Below are 17338 nucleotides of genomic sequence, written 5' to 3'. Positions count from 1 at the left end.
CGTGCAGCGCATGCGACAGCCCCATCAGGCCCCACTTGGTGGCGTGGTACGGGCCTTACTGGCGGGCCGTGCGCATTGTCAGGTCGGGAGCCGGCATGCCGGGCGTCGCCCGCCACGGATTGATGTCCAGCCCGCCGCGCCGCGTGTACCGCGCATAGACCGACAGCGCCTGCGGCTGGCAGGCCGCCATCACATCCATGAAAATCCGCTCCACGCAGTGTTCGTGGAATTCGGCATGCTGGCGGAACGAAACGATGTAGGCCAGCAGTGCGGCGCGATCCAGCTTGGGTCCGCGATAACGTATCTGGACGCTTCCCCAATCGGGCTGGTTCGTGACCGGGCAGTTCGACTTCAGCAGATCCGAACGCAGCGTTTCCTCGACGATGGGGGCGCCGGTCTCGCAGCGCAGGAGTTCGGGCGCGGGCGTGTAGTGCCGGATTTCGATGTCCTGGCCATCCAGCAATTCGCCTTCGAGCTCTGAGATGCGGGCTTGCCCGAAGCGGTCCGGCGGAATCAGCGTCAGCCGCACTGGGCCGCCCGCGGCCGCGCTCACGTCCCGCTCGACCCTTTCGGCGTAGGCCGCGGCATCGGGCAGGCGAGTCTGGTTCAGCGAGTTCAGGTACAGCTTGAACGACTTCGATTCCACGATGCGCGGCGTGTCGGCGGGCACGGTAAAGCGGCCGATGGCGACCTGCGGTTTGCCGCGCGCGTCCAGCCAGGAAAGCTCATAGGCGTTCCAGATGTCATCGCCCACGAAGGGCAAGGGCGCCGAGACGCCGAGTGCCGCGCGGTTGGCGGCGCGCTCGATGGGAAACAGCAGCGAGGCGTCGTATTGATCGGGGTAGGGCACATCGTGGCCCAGGGGCGCGTCGGCGAGACTCATGGCGTGAAGCGCAAAGGCATAAAACCGTATTTTAGGGAATTGTTCGGCGCGCCCGAAGGGATATGTCGAACCGCGCAAGTCCATTCGCCCGCCGGGGCGCGGGTAGAATCTCCGCAGTTCAATAAGGCGAGGGACGGCGTGGATCCCATCATTTCAGTCAAAGGCCTGTCCAAGACGTACAAGTCCGGATTCCAGGCCTTGAGGAACATCGATCTCGACATCCGGCGCGGCGAAATCTTCGCCTTGCTGGGACCGAACGGGGCCGGCAAAACGACACTGATCAGCATCATTTGCGGCATCGTGAATCCCACCGAAGGCATGGTGCTGGCGGACGGTCACGACATCATCAAGGAGTACCGGGCCGCGCGGGCACGGATCGGCTTGGTGCCGCAGGAGCTGAACACGGACGCCTTCGAGAGCGTCTGGAGCACGGTGACGTTCAGCCGCGGCCTGTTCGGCAAGCCGGCCAACCCGGCGCATATCGAACGCGTACTGCGCGATCTTTCCCTGTGGGACAAGAAGGACACGCGGATCATGGCGCTGTCCGGCGGCATGAAACGGCGTGTGATGATCGCGAAGGCGTTGTCGCACGAGCCCGCGATCCTTTTCCTGGACGAACCGACGGCGGGCGTGGACGTGGAGCTGCGCCGCGGGATGTGGGAAATGGTGCGCCGCCTGCGCGACCAGGGCGTGACGATTATCCTGACGACCCATTACATCGAGGAAGCGCAGGAGATGGCCGACCGTGTCGGGGTGATCCGCAAAGGCGAGATCATTCTGGTCGACGAGAAGGACGCTCTGATGAAAAAACTGGGCAAGCGGCAGCTGACGTTGACGCTGAAAACCGCGCTGCCCGCGTTGCCGCAGGCGCTGAGCGGTTATCAGCTCGAGCTGACCGGGGAGGGCCACGAGCTGGTCTATACCTACGAGAACCAGGCCGGCGCGCTCGATATCGCGACACTGCTGCGCAAGCTGGACGAAGCGGGAATCGAGTTCATCGATTTGCGGTCCTCCGAAAGTTCACTGGAGGATATCTTCGTCAGTCTGGTCAGCACACGGTCCTGAAGGAGGCGCAACCCATGAACATCTATGCCATCCGCGCCATTTATCTGTTCGAGATGCATCGCATGTGGCGCACGCTCATGCAGAGCGTGGCTTCGCCCGTGATATCGACTTCCCTGTATTTCGTTGTATTCGGCTCGGCGATAGGGTCGCACATGGTGAACATCGACGGGGTGAGCTACGGCGCTTTCATCGTGCCGGGGATGATCATGCTGGCGCTGCTCACCCAAAGCATCTCAAATGCGTCGTTCGGTATCTATATGCCGCGCTTCACGGGCACTATCTACGAGATTCATTCGGCGCCGATTTCCTATGTCGAAATCGTGATTGGCTATGTCGGCGCGGCGGCGTCGAAGTCGATCATCCTTGGGCTCATCATGCTGGCCACGGCGCGGCTGTTCGTGCCTTTCGGTATTGCGCATCCGCTATGGATGGTGGGGTTCCTGGTGCTGACGTCGGTGACGTTCAGTCTGTTCGGATTCATCATCGGTATCTGGGCGGACGGCTTTGAGAAGCTGCAGGTGATTCCGCTGATGGTGGTGACGCCGTTGACGTTCCTGGGCGGAAGTTTTTATTCGATCAATATGCTGCCGGAGTTCTGGCGGGCGGTGACGCTGTTCAATCCGGTGGTGTATCTGGTCAGCGGGTTCCGGTGGAGTTTTTACGGCGTGGCGGATGTCAGCGTGGGGGTGAGCCTGGGGATGACCGTGGTGTTTCTTGCCCTCTGTATGGCGGGTGTGCATTGGATCTTCAAGACGGGGTATCGGTTGAAGACCTGAGCTGCGGGGGCGTTTGTGTTTTTCTTTGGCCGTCCGGCGGGGTTGGCATTTGCCGCGTCCGGCCCGATCGGCCGGTCCGGCGCCCAGCGCGCCGGACACCGCTGCGCTGGCCTCGTCCGGCGGCCGCTTGGTGGTGGTTTGCTTGTGACCGGCTTCTCGGCACGCCTTCCTACGGCGTCCGCTTGCTCGGCCTCAACGTGCCGGCCGCGGCAAACGCCAACCCCGCCGGACTCCGGGATGTCTTGACCACGGGCGTCTGGGACGAGCTGCGTTCTTGCGCTTCGTGGGCGCGCGCTGGGTGGGGTGGAAGAGTTTATGGTGCCCGACCGAAGCGGCCGCCCTGCGCGGCCGCTTCGGTCTTACGCCTCGTGCAGTGCGCGGGGCTGAGCACGAATCCGAACTCGACCCCTCATCCCATCCGTCGCAAGCCAACACCGCGTATGCGCATTGCGCCCGCGCAGGGCGGGCGCAATGCGCGGGCACCGCAACCTCTTCCCTTCCCCCAACGCGGGGCCCCACGAAGCGCAAGAACCCAACTCGCCCCAGATGCCGGCCGTTAATACATCCCGGAGTCCGGCGGGGTTGGCGGGTGCCCGGTCCGGCACGTTGAGGCCGAGCAAGCGGACGCCGGAGGAAGGCGTGCCGCACGGCTATTCACAAGAACAACACCATCAAGCGGCCGCCGGACGAGGCCAGCGCAGCGGTGTCCGGCGCGCAGGGCGCCGGACCGGCCGATCGGGCCGGACCGGGCACCCGCCAACCCCGCCGGACGGCCCAACAACCACCACCACATCAACAAAAACCCCCGCGCCCCATCAAACCGCAGCAGGAATCGCCTCAGTCTCCAACGCGCATTCCAACGCATCTTCCACCCGGTCGAGCAGAACGAACTTGAGCTTGTCCCGCGCTTCCTTCGGCACGTCTTCCAGGTCCTTCTCGTTGCGTCGGGGCACCATTACGGTGGTGATGCCGGCGCGAAGCGCGGCCAGTGTCTTTTCCTTGACGCCGCCGATGGGCAGCACCAGGCCGCGCAGGCTTACCTCGCCTGTCATCGCCACATCCGACCGCACCGGCGTGCCTTTCAGCAGCGAGGCCAGCGCGACGAACATCGCGACGCCGGCGCTCGGGCCGTCCTTGGGCGTTGCGCCCGCCGGCACGTGGACGTGGATGTCCAGCTTGTCCAGCGAATCGCCGCTCCACGTCTTTGCCAGCGTCAGGGCAGCCTGCGCCGACTCTTTCATCACATCGCCAAGCTGCCCAGTCAGGATCAACCGTCCGTTCCCGGGTACTTTGGTGGCTTCGATGAAAAGGATATCGCCGCCCACCGGCGTCCAGGCCAGCCCGGTCGCCACCCCTGGCACGCTCGTGCGCAGCGCCACTTCGTTTTCGAACCGGCGCGGTCCCAGGGACTCCTGCAGATCGCCCGTGTCGACCGTGACCGTTTCCCGTTCACCTTCGGCGATCTGCATGGCAGCGTGGCGCAGGACCGAGCCGATTTCGCGTTCCAGATTGCGCACGCCTGCCTCGCGCGTGTAATCGCGCACGATCGTGGTCAGGGCAGCTTCGGTAATGCTCGCCTGCTCGGGCTTCAAGCCGTTGGCGTCCAGCTGGCGCCGCAGCAGATAGCGCCGCGCGATCTGGATCTTCTCTTCCTCGGTGTAGCCGGGAAGCTGGATGATCTCCATGCGGTCGCGCAGCGGGCCTGGGATCGTATCCAGCACGTTCGCGGTGCAGATGAACATCACATGCGACAGGTCGAAGTCCACGCCCAGATAGTTGTCGCGGAATTTGTGGTTCTGCTCCGGATCCAGCACTTCCAGCAGCGCGCTGCCCGGGTCGCCGTGGAAACCGCCGGCGCCCAGCTTGTCGATCTCATCGAGCATCAGCACGACGTTGTTCGTGCCCGCACGGCGCATGGCCTGGATGATGTTGCCCGGCAGCGCGCCCAAATAGGTGCGCCGGTGGCCACGGATCTCGGCTTCGTCGTGCACGCCGCCCAGCGCGACGCGCTGGAATGCGCGCCCGGTAGCCCGCGCGATCGACTGGCCCAGCGACGTCTTGCCCACGCCCGGCGGGCCGGCGAAGCACAGGACGGGACTCTTGCCCTGCGGATTCAGCTTGCGCACCGCCAGGTACTCCAGGATGCGGCGCTTGATCTTTTCCAGCCCGAAATGATCTTCGTCCAGGATACGGCGCGCCTGCGCGATATCGATCGGCGGTTGCGGCTCCTGTTTCCAGGGCAGCTCGGTCAGCCACTCCAGGTAGGTGCGCAGCATGGCGTATTCGCCGCCGCCTTCGCTCATGCGCTGCAGCCGCTTCAATTCCTTGCGCGCGTGCGCCAGAACGTCTTCCGGCATGCCGGCGTTGTCGATGGCGTTCTTCAGCTCTTCGACCTCGGCCGCCGTATCGTCGCCTTCGCCCAGTTCTTTCTGGATCTGGCGCAGCTGTTCGCGCAGTACGTGCTCGCGCTGCCGTTCGTCGAATTGGGCGCGCGTTTTTTCGCCGATCTCGCGGCTGAGTTTGAGCACGTTGACGCGCGCAGAAAGCAGCTCGATGACTTTGTCCAGCCGCCGCGCCAGGTCGAAGGTCTCCAGGATGTCCTGTTTTTCTTCCACCTTCACGTCGATCAGGTTCGCCACCATGTCGGCCAGGATCGCGGGCGACGAGATGCCCTGAACCACGCCGGCCAGTTCGTCGGGCACGTGCGGCAGCAGGCCGATCGCGGTCACCGCCTGTTCCTTCAGTTGCAGGAAGCGCGCCTCGATCTGCGGATCGTCGCTTTCCACGGATTCGACCTTGGCGACGCGCGCCACCATATATGGCCAGCCTTCCAGAAACTCCAAAACGCGGAAGCGCGACTGGCCTTGCACGACGATGTGGTGCGAATCGTCCTGCCCGGTGATGTAGCGCACGATGGGGCCCTGCGTGCCGACCCAGTACAAGTCGGCCGGCCCGACGTCGGTTTTGGCGGCGTCGCGTTGGAGCAGGAAGCCGACCGGCATTTCGCTCTTGACCGCTTCCTGGGCCGCCGCCACGGACCCCGGACGGCGCACGGTCACGGGGGAAAGGACGCCCGGAAACAGCACCGCGTCGCGCAGAGGGATCAGGATCATCGCGTCCTGCGGCAGCGGTTTCACGGGGCGTTGGGTCTGGTCGCCCGCGGACGCGGCGCTGCCGCCCGCGCGGGCTTGATTGTCATCGGTCCGCACTTGCATGGTAGGCCAAAGCTTCATGGCGTTTCCTTTCGCTTCCTGAGCGTCAAAACGAGGCAACCATCCGACATCTCGGGCGTACTGGGCTCGAGCGCGGCCAGGGGCAAAACGATCCGTCGCTCGAATCGCCCGTAGGGAATCTCGACGCGGTGGATGCGCGCCGCGCGCGAGGCGGGCAGGCGGCGCATTCCGGAGACCGTGACGCCGTCGTGGTCGTAGCGCACGGCGACGGCCGAAGCAGGCACGCCGGGCAATGCGACGTGCACGATCACCGCATCGGCCGTTTCCACCACATCGATGGGAGGCTCCCAGCAATTCGGATCGGCCGCACAGGCGCGAAAAAATTGCCGGTGCAAACGTTCCGCCTGTTCCAGCATGGACAGGGCGTCATTCCACATCCAGGGCGTCAAATCGCGTGATCTCATGGTTCTTGCCTAAGGTATGCCGGCTAGATGGCGGCGCCCGAGGGCGTTTCAAGGGCGGGCACGGCGAGCGGCGCGGGGCGGGCGCAGCATTTCCCGTACCGCCTGAACGGCGATCGGCAGAGGGCGGAATCCGGCGAGACCGGCGCGCACAGGCGGGATGCTGGCAGCCGGGAAGGGGGCAGGCGGTCGGACGCGGACCGGTGCGATCCGCCACTGGAAGCGGCGCAGCCGATCAGCGGCCGGGCGGCCGTGCGGGCAGGCCGAGAGGCAGGACGATCAGTGCGCGGCCGGGCGCTGCATGACGCAGCAGGTCAATCCCCGGCGGGGCGGCGCATGACGTAGTAGGCGATGACGGCGATGGGAATGATCAGCGCCGCCCAGGAAGCCCAATGCCAGATCTCCGTGCCGAGCAGGGCGGCAAGCAGGCCGAATACGGTCAACACCAGCAGAATCAGTGGCGCGCGCCACACGAACCAGAACTTTTGCGAGCCGGGCATGGAAGTGAGGTCCCGTTATTGTTGGTGCCCGCCATTATAATAAGAATCGTTATCAAAAACTGCGGCGTCCGTCTCAGTCTTCAGTCCTGCGCCGCCAGAAGAACCAGATGAGCGCCAGGAATGCGCCTGTGCCCAGCAGGACGGTCGCCGCCAGATACACCGGGCGGGCGCGCGCCGCCATTTCCTGGTACATGCGCGCCGCGGCGGCACTGGCGTCCGGCGGCAGCGAAAGCGGTTCGACGCTGTAGGCAAAGGCGAGTACGGCGCCGCCCAGCAGAAGCAGAAACAAGGCCAGCCAGCCCAATTGCGGAATACGCGCCCCCCGAGGTGCGGCGGCCGATGCAGCGCGGCTGCTTTTTTCGGCGGCTTTGCCGGCCTTGCCCGCGGGCGTTTTTTCGGCCTTCGCCGCAGCCTTCCGGCCCTTGGCTTGCGGCCCGTCCTTGGCCTGGCCGGGGTCGCGAGGCGGCCGGTTGATCCATCCCCATAAGCCGGCCAGCGCCCCGAATCCCGCCAGGGCGCCGAAGATCGCGGCGGGCGACAGCGTGTTCCCGCCCGCCAGCCAGTGCGCCGTTCCGCCTACCAGCGCCGACGCCCCCAGCGCGTCGTACAGTCGATGTCCGAGCCAGCCCATCAGCCCCAGCGCGGCGATGATGACGACCAGAACGCATACGGCGCCCGCGATATTGCCCCGCCGTTCGTCATCGAAGGCCGCGACGGCAATACCGACCAGGCGTATGCACACCAGGGTGGCGGCAATGAGTACCGCGACAACGATCCAGGAAAGGGAGAATCCGTAAAGGAAGCGAGCCAGGATAAGGGCCATGAAGACGAGCGGGCGCGAAGCAATCGGGTAATGCGAAGGCGTGCAAGGTAGCACATCCCGGGCGGCGTACGCGCCGGCCGGGCCGGGTTTCATCCCGATGCGCCGGGCAGCGCCGCCGGCGCGTCCTCGCTCAGGTTCTCAGCCGACTATGCCGGCAGGGCCGCAAGCGAACGCCTCGCGGGCGCCGGACTTCAGCGTGGGGGCAGGGCGCGCGCCGGGTCCACCGGTTTGCCGCCCTGGCGCAGTTCGAAATACAGCGCCACTTGTTTGCTGTCGCTGTTGCCCATCTCGGCGATTTTCTGCCCCTGGGTCACGCGCTGCCCCTGGCTGACCAGCAATTTGCGGTTGTGCGCGTAGATCGTCAGGAAGTTGCCGGCATGGCGCACGATGATGAGGTTGCCGTATCCGCGCAGACCGTTGCTGGCGTAGGCCACCGTCCCGGCGGCCGCAGCGACCACCGGCGTGCCGGCGGCGTTGACGATACGCAGTCCTTGTGAAGAAGCGCCGTTGAATCGCTGCGCGACCGTGCCTTGCGCCGGCCACACCAGGTCGATGCCTTTCAGCGGCGTGGTGTCGGCGGGGGCGGGTTTTTCGGTGCGGGCGGCGGCGCTGCCGCCTGTCCCGCTGCGCGCGCCGGCGCTGGATGACGCCTTGCGCCGGGAGGCGGATCCCCCGGGCGGCTCAACGCGCAGGACCTGCCCCACTTCCAGATGGTCGGCGCTGTCCAGCTTGTTCCACCGCATCAGGTTGGCGACGCTTTCGTTGTGCGCGCGTGCGATGCGTGTGAGCGTATCGCCCGATTCGACGCGGTAGTAGCCCGGTTGCACCCGTGACGATGCGCAAGCTGCCAGCAACAATACCAAAAGGGCATGGCATATCAGGCGGCGCAGACGCGTTGCGCCGGTGGACAGGCTCGTCGCCGGGGCGGCCAAGGCGCCGGCGGCGGGATCACGGGAAAAAGCTGGGGGTTGGGCGATCGATGGCAAGGGCACTGGCGAAGCGGGTTTCTGTTTCCTCGTGCGGGGACGCCACGATGGCGCCCCGCCGAAGGGTACCAAGAAACGCGCTCAGCTGCCTCAACCGATCTGGACCGGCACGAAGATCTTGTCGTTTCCGCGCTGGACCAGCAGGGCCGCCGTCTTGCCGGCTTTCGACACCGCGCTGCGCACCTGGTCCACCGTGGTGGTCGGCACGCCGTTCACCGACAGGATGATGTCGCCAGGCTGGATGCCCGCCTTGGCAGCGGCGCCCTGCGCCTGCTCCACCAGCAAGCCTTGCGTTCCCGCCTGGCGGCTTTCTTCCGGCGTCAGCGGCCGCACGGCCAGGCCGAGCTTGCCGTGCTGCTCGCCCTGCGCAGCGTCCGCCGACGCCACCTCGTCCTTGCTGTAAGTGCCCAGGGTGGCGGTGATCTGCTGCGGTTTGCCATCGCGCCAGATGTCCAGCGTGATGCGTTGGCCGGGGCTGTCCAGGCTGATCGCGGAGGCCAGATCGCCGGACGAAATGATGGGCCGGCCGTCGATCGCGCGGATGATGTCGCCCGACTTCAGGCCCGCCTTGTCCGCCGCGCTGCCTTTCTGGACACTCGCGATCAAGGCGCCCGTCGGCGTATCGAGCTTGAAGGAATTCGCCAGTTGCTGGTTCACTTCCTGCGCCGTTACGCCCAGCATCGCGTGCCGCACTTTTCCATGTTCGACGATCTGGTCCTTGATCTTCAGGGCCACGTTGATGGGGATGGCGAAGGACAGGCCCTGATAGCCTCCCGTGCGGGTGTAGATCTGCGAGTTGATGCCGACCACTTCGCCACGCGCGTTGAACAGGGGGCCGCCGGAGTTTCCGGGATTGACCGCAACGTCGGTCTGGATGAACGGCACGGACGTGTCGTCCGGCAGCGAGCGGCCCTTGGCGCTGACGATGCCCGCCGTCGCCGTGTTCTCCAATCCGTATGGCGAACCGATCGCCAGGACCCAATCGCCAACCTGCAAGGCGTTCACGTCACCCATGCGCACTACGGGAAGATGATTGGCGCTGATTTTGATCACGGCGACGTCGGTCATGGGATCGCTGCCCAGGACTTTGGCCTGGTACTCACGCCGGTCGGTCAGCTTGACGGTGACCTCGCTCGCGCCCTGTACGACATGCGCATTGGTCAGAATCAGGCCGTCGGGGCTGATGATGAAGCCTGACCCTTCGCCGCGCACCGGCACCTCGCGGGTCATGCCGGGACCCATCGGGCCGGGCATGCCGGGAAAGCCGGGAAAGCCGAAGAACTGGCTGAAGGGATCTGCCTCGGTGAGCGACACCTTCTTGGTGCCGCTCACGCTTATGTTGACGACAGCGGGGCCGTACTGACGCGCGATCTGCGCAAAATTCGGGACGCCGGCGGCGCTGACGATCGGCTGTTCGGGCGCGACGGCGGCGGCCGGCGGCGCGCTTTGGGCGTGGGAAGTATCGATAACCGCGGAAGCGGCGGTGGCGCCGATCAGGCCACTGGCGACCAGCGCCATGGCCAGGCGGGAAGGCGTGAATTTGGCGTTTTTCATAGCGAGTCCTCGATAGGCGTGTTGGAACACGGCGCCATCTTGGAACTGCAGACTTAGGCGAAACTTAAGGACGCCCCGAAATTGCAGCCGCGCTCAGGCATCGGCCGGGAAGCGCACGCGCGCCCGCAGGCCGCCCAGCGTCGGCGCGTCTTCCAGGAAGACCGCGGCATTGTGGCGGCGCGCCACCGATTCCACGATGGACAGGCCCAAGCCGCTGCCCACGGCTTCATGGTTTTGCGCGCGGTAAAAGCGGTCGAACACCCGTTGCCTTTCGGAAGGCGGGATGCCTGGTCCGCTGTCATCGACGATCAGCGTCACGGAGTCGGCATAGGTCTCGATGCGCACGTCGATGCGCCCCTCGGCTGGCGTGTACTTGATGGCGTTGTCCAGCAGGTTGCGGGCAAGCAGCGACAACGCGTCGGGATCGCCGCGCACCCATGCCTGCGACACGCCCTCCATGCCGATGTCCATGGCTTTGGCGTTCGCATCCGGCAGTACGTCCGAAATGGACTGACGCATCAGTTGCACCAATTCGACCCGGCCCTGCACCGTGCGCGCCGCGGCCGCGTCGTGCCGGGCCATGGACAGCAATTGTTCGATCAGGCGCGAGGCGCGGTCGATGCCGGCCGCCAGACGTTGCACCGCCACGCGTCGCGCGGCTTCATCGCCCGGCCGCTGCAGCGCCTGCAATTGCAGGCGCAGCGCCGCCAGGGGCGAGCGCAGTTCGTGCGCCGCATCGCCGACGAAGCGCTTTTGCGCCGCGAAGGCGTCGCGCGTGCGTTCGAGCAGCAAATTCAGTTCATGCACGAGGGGGCGGATTTCGTCGGGCAGGCCGGTTTCAGCCACGGGCGCAAGCGTTTCGGGCTCGCGCTTGGCCAGTTCGTCGCGGGTGCGCCGTACGGGCCGAAGCGAGGCGCTGACCACCCACCATACGACGACCATCAGCAAGGGCGCCGCTGCCGCGATCGGCCCCACGCTGCGCAGCGCAAGGGCGCGCGCCGTTTTCTGGCGCACGGCCACGTCTTGCGCCACCTGGGTCACCTGGAACGGCGTGGCCAGCGTATAGACGCGATACGTCGACGCATCCACCTTCACCGTGGAAAAACCCAGCACGACCGGCTGGGGCAGAAGCTTGCCGGAGGCGGATTTGAATAGACGCGATCCGTCGGCGGTCCAGATCTGGATGATGAAGTCGTCCGCCGCGGCGGTATTCGCGCCCGCCGACGGCACGGCGCTCAGCAAACCGTCGCCCGCGGTCAGCGATGCCGCCGTGCGCTGCAACTGCGCGTCGAAGATTTCGTCGGTCTGCTGCAGCGTGCTGCGGTACGCCACGATGCCCTGCACCAGCGCGGCCAGAAGAATGGAGGCAAAAAGGAAGAAAATCAGGCGGGCACGAAGTGACGATCCAAGCGGGATTCTCATGTTTTGGGAATGACGTAGCCGACGCCGCGCACATTCTGGATGAAGCGTTGGCCGAGTTTTTTGCGCAAGCCGTGAATATAGACCTCCACGGCGTTGCTGCTGATCTCTTCCTGCCAGCTGTACAGCTTTTCCTCGAGCTGGGCCCGCGAAAGAATCATCCCGGGCCGCGCGATCAGCGGCTCCAGCACCGCCCATTCGCGCGCCGTCAGCGTGACGGGCTCGCCATTCACCCGCACGGACCGGTCTTGCGGGTCGATGCTGACGCCGCCATGCTCGAAAACCGGTTCCGCGCGGCCGGCGCTGCGCCGGATCAAGGCGCGCATGCGCGCCAACAGTTCATCCATGTCGTACGGCTTGATGACATAGTCGTCGGCGCCTGCGTCGAGTCCGGCGATGCGGTCTGCCACGGCGTCGCGCGCGGTGGCGATCAGCACGGGCGTGCGGTTGCGGCGTGCGCGCAGGTCGCGCAGCAGACCCAGCCCATCGCCATCGGGCAAGCCAAGATCGAGCAGGACGAGGTCATAGGGGCCGGTGCGCAGCGCCAGATCGGCGCCCTTGGCGCTCTTTTCCCAATCGACGGCGTAGTTTTCGGCGCGCAGGCCGTCGAATACGCTTTCGCCGATCATTCTGTCGTCTTCCACCAAAAGAATGCGCATGCGTCTCTCCTTCACCGCTTGGAGCCTGACGGCAAACTTTAAGTTCCGGGCTTCAAGTGTCGGCGCTCCCGCCGCTCGGATGCACTCTGTTCTCCATTTGTAACGTCCCGAAGCGGCTTTTGGTTACATACGCGCGGTATAACGTTACGGTCATAACCTGCCACGAGCAGGCGAGAGTTATCACGTGCAAAGGACATCTCTACCGGTCACGAGCGAAAACGTCGGCAAGCATGCCTTGTTGTTTGACCTGGACGGAACGCTGGCGCCGATCGCGGCTACGCCTGAGCAGGCGCACGTTCCGGCGGCGACGATCGAAACCCTGGAACGGCTGCACGGCCTGACGCAGGGCGCCGTCGCGATTGTATCGGGGCGCCCTCTGTCCCAGATAGATACCCTGATCCACCCTCTGGTTCTGTGCGGGGCCGGCCTGCATGGCGCCCAATGGCGCGAACCCGACGGCCGCGTGCATACGCTGCCTGTGGATACCGCCGGCGTCGAGGCGATGGCGCAGACGCTGGCGCCGCTGGTGGCCCGCTGGGCCGGCATCCAGCTCGAACACAAGGGGCTGTCGCTTGCCGTCCACTACCGCAATTCTCCCGACCGGGAGCAGGACGTGAAGATCGCCGCGCAAATGGCGTTGCAGCCGCATGCGGACCGCTTCGTCCTGCAGCCCGGCAAGATGGTCGTCGAGATCAAGCCGCGCCAGGCGAGCAAGGCCGCGGCGATCGGCCGGTTGATGGGGATGCCGCCCTTCGCGGGGCGCATTCCGGTTTTTGCTGGCGACGACCTGACCGACGAGGCCGGCTTCGAAGCCGTCAAGGCGATGGGCGGCGTCGCCATCAAGATAGGGGAGGGCGACAGCATCGCCGATTGGCGGCTGCCGACTCCCGCGGCGCTGGCGGGCTGGCTGGCGCTGTTGTGACGGGGTGCGCTTCGCGCGCCGTGCAAACGGGGCCTGGAATCGAGGCCCGCCCCGATCGGGCCTGTTGACAATACAAGAAACCAGAAGAGCAAGGAGGTCCGCCATGAGCAGACTGATCGTTGTATCCAACCGGGTCGCCCCCATTGTGGAGGGCAAGCCCACCGCCGGCGGCCTGGCGGTAGGCGTATTCGACGCCTTGAAGCAGACGGGCGGCGTATGGTTCGGGTGGAACGGCGATATCGTCGAAGGGGCGACGTCGCCGGACACCGTCCAACGTGAACTGCGCGACAACATTACCTACGCCACTGTGGCCTTGTCGCGCTCCGACTACGACCAGTATTACCGGGGTTTTTCCAACGGGATGCTGTGGCCGGTTTTTCACTACCGGCCAGACCTGAGCCGCTATGACCGCCGCGAGTATGCCGGCTATTGCAGGGTGAACCAATGGCTGGTCGACCGGCTGAAACCGATGGTCCAGCCCGACGACCGCCTGTGGGTGCACGACTACCACCTGCTGCCTTTCGCGCGCGCCTGCAGGCAGGCGGGCATCCGCAATCGCATTGGTTTTTTCCTGCACATTCCCTTCCCGGTGGAGCCCGTCATGACCACCGTGCCGCCGCATCGCGAACTGATGGAGGCGATGTGCGCCTACGATCTCGTGGGTTTCCAGACGGATGCGGACCGGCGCGCATTCGTGGACTACGTGTGCCGGCGCCTGGGCGGCGTACGCCGCGGCGACCACCACATCGAGGTGGGCGGCCATTGCATACGCGTGGGCGTGTATCCGATCGGGATCTATCCGGACGAGATCCAGCAGTTGTCGCTCAAGCACAGCCGCTCCCGCCAGATCACGAATCTGAAGCAGGGCTTGCAGCAACGGCGCCTGATGGTCAGCGTGGACCGCCTGGACTACAGCAAGGGAATGATCGAACGCTTCACCGCGTTCGAACGGCTGCTGGAAATGACCCCGGCGCATCGGGGCCAGGTGACTTTCGTGCAGATCGCACCGCCGTCGCGCTCCGACGTCGAGCAATACCGGCAGATCCGCCGCCAGCTCGAAAGCGCCGCCGGCCGCATCAATGGCCGATGGTCGGACCTGGCGTGGACGCCCCTGCGATACATCAACAAGTCCTATGACCGGTCGATGCTGATGTCGCTCTTTCGCGCTTCCCAGGTCGGCTATGTGACACCGTTGCGCGACGGCATGAATCTGGTAGCCAAGGAATATGTGGCGGCCCAGCCCCCCGAAGACCCCGGCGTGCTGGTGCTGTCGGAATTCGCCGGGGCGGCGGAAGAACTGGGCGATGGCGCGCTGCTGGTGAATCCGTATGACGCCGATGGCATGGCCGAAACGCTGGACCGGGCCTTGACGATGCCTTTGCCCGAGCGGCTCGACCGCTATCGCGGCATGCTGGCTCGTTTGACTGAGAACAATCTGTCGCGCTGGCGGGACCGCTTCCTGGACGATCTTAGCGAGGCGCCCGCCACCGCGCCTGCCGCGGCGGCCTGACCCCTCCGCCGCGCTGAACGGCCCTGGGCCGTCAGCGGCGGTGTGCCGAAATCGTATAGCGTTGCTCGCGCGCGCTCACCATCGCCTTGCGCGCCTCCTCCAGCGAGTCCACGAAGTCGTCGATGAAATCGGACAGGCCCAGCACGGAATCGAGAAGAAACGCGCCGGCCGGCGCAATGATGCGGCGCTGGGCGAAACGGGCGACCGTACGGGCGCGGCGCTTGAGCGCGGCGGCGTCGGATTCCGAAAGGAAAGGGAGCGAGGGAAGGCGGCGGGTACCCATCATGGACTCCAGCGAACGTGAACAGCGCGAAGTCATGATAGGCATCGTGTCCGGTCCGATACAACAAAGAATTTGTCACGCGGCGCATTGCGTGGAAAATGATCGGCGTCGCGCTGGCCCGTGGTGCAAGCGCCCCACGAAAAACCCCGTTATGGTGCGCCGTGATGTCGTTGGCGCGCAACGCCTCGGAAGGCGGCTCACCGTTTGGCGGCCATCACGGCGCCAGGCGGCATCGCCCCACTGACAGGAAATACGTCCCCATGAGCGACGCGCGCGATATCGATGCCGACGAGCGGGAGTGGCTGGAAGCCGATGGCTGCGGCGGTTTCGCCAGCGGCTCGGCGAGCGGTCTGCTTACGCGCCGCTACCATGCGCTGCTGCTGGCCGCCGTGCGGCCGCCGGCGGGTCGCATGGTGCTGGCCAACGGCATGCAGGCCTGGGTCGAAACGGCCGGGTTCCGGCAGGCGCTGACGCGGCACCGCTACGTGCCCGACGTAACGGCGCCAGCGGATGCCGCGCCCTGCCTGTCGTTCAATCCGGACCCCTGGCCGACATGGCGGCTGCGGTTGAAGGATGGCAGGATCGTGCGCATGGAGTGCCTTGTGTCCAAGGCGGATCGCTGGACGATTCTGCGGTGGACGCTGGACGAAGCCGGCGCGCCGGACGGTCGGCAGGCGCCGGAGGCAGCGCAGGCGCGAGACTGGCCGCTCACCGCCGACGCTGCCATGGCGGACCAGGTGATCCTGCACGTTCGTCCCTTATTGTCGGGACGGGACTACCACGCGCTGCATCACGAAAATCCCGCGTTCGATTTCACGGCGCGGGTAGAAGGCCAATGCGTGCGGTGGCAGCCTTACACGGATGTGCCGGCCATTGTCGCGCACAGCAATGGCCGCTATACGCACGAGCCCGACTGGTATCGCAATTTCCTCTATATACGCGAGCGGGAGAGGGGGCTGGACGCCGTCGAGGATCTGGCCACGCCGGGCGTGTTTTCCTTTCCGCTGCATGCAAGCCCGGCAATCATGCTGCTCGCCGCAGGGCCGTCCGCTTCGCCCGCCATGACCACGCCCGACACGGTGCTGCAACACGCGGCGCGCTCGGCGCAAGTGGAGCGGCAGCGCCGCGCCGCCTTTCCCGACCGGTTGCGGCGATCGGCCGACGCCTATGTCGTGGCGCGTGCGCGCGGCCTGACGCTGGTGGCCGGGTATCCCTGGTTTACCGATTGGGGCCGCGATACCTTCATCGCCATGCGGGGCCTGCTGTTGACCACAGGCCGCCTGGACGAGGCGCGCGCCATCCTGCTTGAATGGACGCGCCATCTGTCTGACGGGATGCTGCCGAACCGCTTTCCCGACGATGGCGGCGAGCCCGCCTACAACGCGGTGGACGCGTCTCTCTGGTTCGTGATCGCGGCCCATGACTATCTGGCGGCCGGTCATGGCGACCCTGCCACCGTGGCGGCCTTGCGCGAAACCATCGACCGGATCGTTGCGGGCTATGCGGGCGGCACGCGGCACGGCATCGCCGCCGATGACGACGGCTTGCTGCGCGCCGGCAGTCCGGGCATGCAGCTGACCTGGATGGACGCCAAATTGGGCGACTGGGTGGTCACGCCGCGTATCGGCAAGCCCGTGGAGGTGCAGGCGCTATGGATCAATGCATTGCGCATCGCCGGCGAATGGAATGCCGCCTGCCTCGCCAGGGCCGGCCGTGCGCAGGCGGCGTTTGCACGCCGCTTCCCGAAGCCGGACGGCAGCGGCCTGTACGACGTGGTGGATGTCGATCACGTGCCGGGCCGCGTGGACGGGCGTATCCGCCCGAACCAGATTTTCGCGGTGGGCGGGCTGCCCCATCCGGTGATCGACGGCGCGCTGGCGCGGGCGGTCGTCGATCAAGTGGAGCGTGAACTCTCCACTCCGCTGGGGCTGCGCACGCTCGCACCGGGCGAGCCCGGTTATGCCGGCCGCTATGGCGGCACGCCCGCGCAGCGCGACGGCGCCTACCATCAGGGCACGGCGTGGCCGTGGCTGCTCGGCCCCTTCGTGCAAGCCTGGCTGCGGGTGCGCCAGCAAGCGGGCGCCCTGGACGGCGCGGCGCGGCGCGAGGCGCGCGCGCGTTGGCTGGATCCTTTGCTGCGGAATCTGGACGAGGCGGGCCTGGGTCACATTTCCGAAGTGGCAGACGGCGATCTGCCCCAGCGCTGCGGCGGCGCGCCCTTCCAGGCCTGGTCCTTGGGCGAATGCCTGCGGATGATCGATATGCTCGAGTCCGGCACGACGATGGCCGCGCCGAAGGGGTAAATTCGAAGTTCCTTCATCGCC

At 66.0% G+C, this 17338-nt stretch carries 15 protein-coding genes; 5 read left to right on the top strand and 10 right to left on the bottom strand.

What is annotated here, in order from left to right:
- Positions 1–55: 55 nt before the first annotated feature.
- A complete protein-coding gene (gene queF, locus CAL13_RS14340) occupies positions 56–883 on the bottom strand; it encodes an NADPH-dependent 7-cyano-7-deazaguanine reductase QueF (protein WP_086073662.1) in 828 nt (275 codons plus the stop codon).
- A gap of 138 nt (positions 884–1021) precedes the next feature.
- On the opposite strand from queF, the gene CAL13_RS14335 reads away from it, so the two are divergent.
- Entirely contained in the window at positions 1022–1948 is a 927-nt protein-coding gene (locus CAL13_RS14335; RefSeq protein ID WP_086072744.1) for an ABC transporter ATP-binding protein, read from the top strand.
- Between the two features lie 14 nt (positions 1949–1962).
- Positions 1963–2724, top strand: coding sequence for an ABC transporter permease (locus CAL13_RS14330; RefSeq protein WP_086072743.1), 762 nt, complete (start codon positions 1963–1965; stop codon positions 2722–2724).
- 815 nt (positions 2725–3539) lie between these two features.
- On the opposite strand, the gene lon is transcribed toward CAL13_RS14330, so the two are convergent.
- From lon to CAL13_RS14290, 8 genes are all read right to left on the bottom strand, one after another.
- A complete protein-coding gene (lon, locus tag CAL13_RS14325; protein ID WP_232467840.1) occupies positions 3540–5837 on the bottom strand; it encodes an endopeptidase La in 2298 nt (765 codons plus the stop codon).
- A gap of 116 nt (positions 5838–5953) precedes the next feature.
- Positions 5954–6361, bottom strand: coding sequence for an Hsp20/alpha crystallin family protein (locus tag CAL13_RS14320; RefSeq protein WP_086057988.1), 408 nt, complete (start codon positions 6359–6361; stop codon positions 5954–5956).
- Between the two features lie 311 nt (positions 6362–6672).
- Positions 6673–6858, bottom strand: coding sequence for a hypothetical protein (locus CAL13_RS14315; RefSeq protein WP_086072741.1), 186 nt, complete (start codon positions 6856–6858; stop codon positions 6673–6675).
- Between the two features lie 73 nt (positions 6859–6931).
- Positions 6932–7681 (bottom strand): hypothetical protein, encoded by a 750-nt coding sequence (locus tag CAL13_RS14310; RefSeq protein ID WP_086059484.1) that lies wholly within the window; start codon positions 7679–7681, stop codon positions 6932–6934.
- A gap of 191 nt (positions 7682–7872) precedes the next feature.
- On the bottom strand, positions 7873–8613 hold the full coding sequence (locus CAL13_RS14305; RefSeq protein ID WP_232462394.1) for a M23 family metallopeptidase: 741 nt from the start codon (positions 8611–8613) through the stop codon (positions 7873–7875).
- 144 nt (positions 8614–8757) lie between these two features.
- Complete coding sequence (locus CAL13_RS14300; RefSeq protein ID WP_086072740.1) at positions 8758–10221, bottom strand: Do family serine endopeptidase; 1464 nt, start codon at positions 10219–10221, stop codon at positions 8758–8760.
- A 93-nt stretch (positions 10222–10314) separates the two neighbouring features.
- On the bottom strand, positions 10315–11643 hold the full coding sequence (locus CAL13_RS14295) for an ATP-binding protein (RefSeq protein ID WP_086072739.1): 1329 nt from the start codon (positions 11641–11643) through the stop codon (positions 10315–10317).
- Positions 11640–12299: a response regulator gene (locus CAL13_RS14290; RefSeq protein WP_086057984.1), complete on the bottom strand. Its 660-nt coding sequence runs from the start codon at positions 12297–12299 to the stop codon at positions 11640–11642. The genes CAL13_RS14295 and CAL13_RS14290 overlap by 4 nt, the downstream gene beginning before the upstream one ends.
- A gap of 184 nt (positions 12300–12483) precedes the next feature.
- On the opposite strand from CAL13_RS14290, the gene otsB reads away from it, so the two are divergent.
- Together otsB and otsA are read left to right on the top strand one after the other, a co-directional pair.
- Positions 12484–13221, top strand: coding sequence for a trehalose-phosphatase (otsB, locus tag CAL13_RS14285; protein WP_157664488.1), 738 nt, complete (start codon positions 12484–12486; stop codon positions 13219–13221).
- A 103-nt stretch (positions 13222–13324) separates the two neighbouring features.
- A complete protein-coding gene (gene otsA / locus CAL13_RS14280; RefSeq protein ID WP_086072738.1) occupies positions 13325–14731 on the top strand; it encodes an alpha,alpha-trehalose-phosphate synthase (UDP-forming) in 1407 nt (468 codons plus the stop codon).
- Between the two features lie 31 nt (positions 14732–14762).
- Here otsA and CAL13_RS14275 read toward each other — a convergent pair whose 3' ends face one another.
- The gene (locus tag CAL13_RS14275; RefSeq protein WP_157664881.1) at positions 14763–15050 is read right to left on the bottom strand and encodes a hypothetical protein; all 288 of its coding nucleotides are present in this window, start codon (positions 15048–15050) and stop codon (positions 14763–14765) included.
- 224 nt (positions 15051–15274) lie between these two features.
- Between CAL13_RS14275 and CAL13_RS14270 the strand changes: the two genes are divergently transcribed.
- A complete protein-coding gene (locus tag CAL13_RS14270; RefSeq protein ID WP_086072736.1) occupies positions 15275–17317 on the top strand; it encodes an amylo-alpha-1,6-glucosidase in 2043 nt (680 codons plus the stop codon).
- The last annotated feature ends 21 nt before the right edge of the window (positions 17318–17338 follow it).

It is taken from the genome of Bordetella genomosp. 9, assembly GCF_002119725.1.
Classification (GTDB): Bacteria; Pseudomonadota; Gammaproteobacteria; order Burkholderiales; family Burkholderiaceae_B; genus Bordetella_C.
The sequence above is the reverse complement of the archived record's forward strand: the minus strand, read 5'-3'. Positions and strand labels throughout refer to the sequence as shown.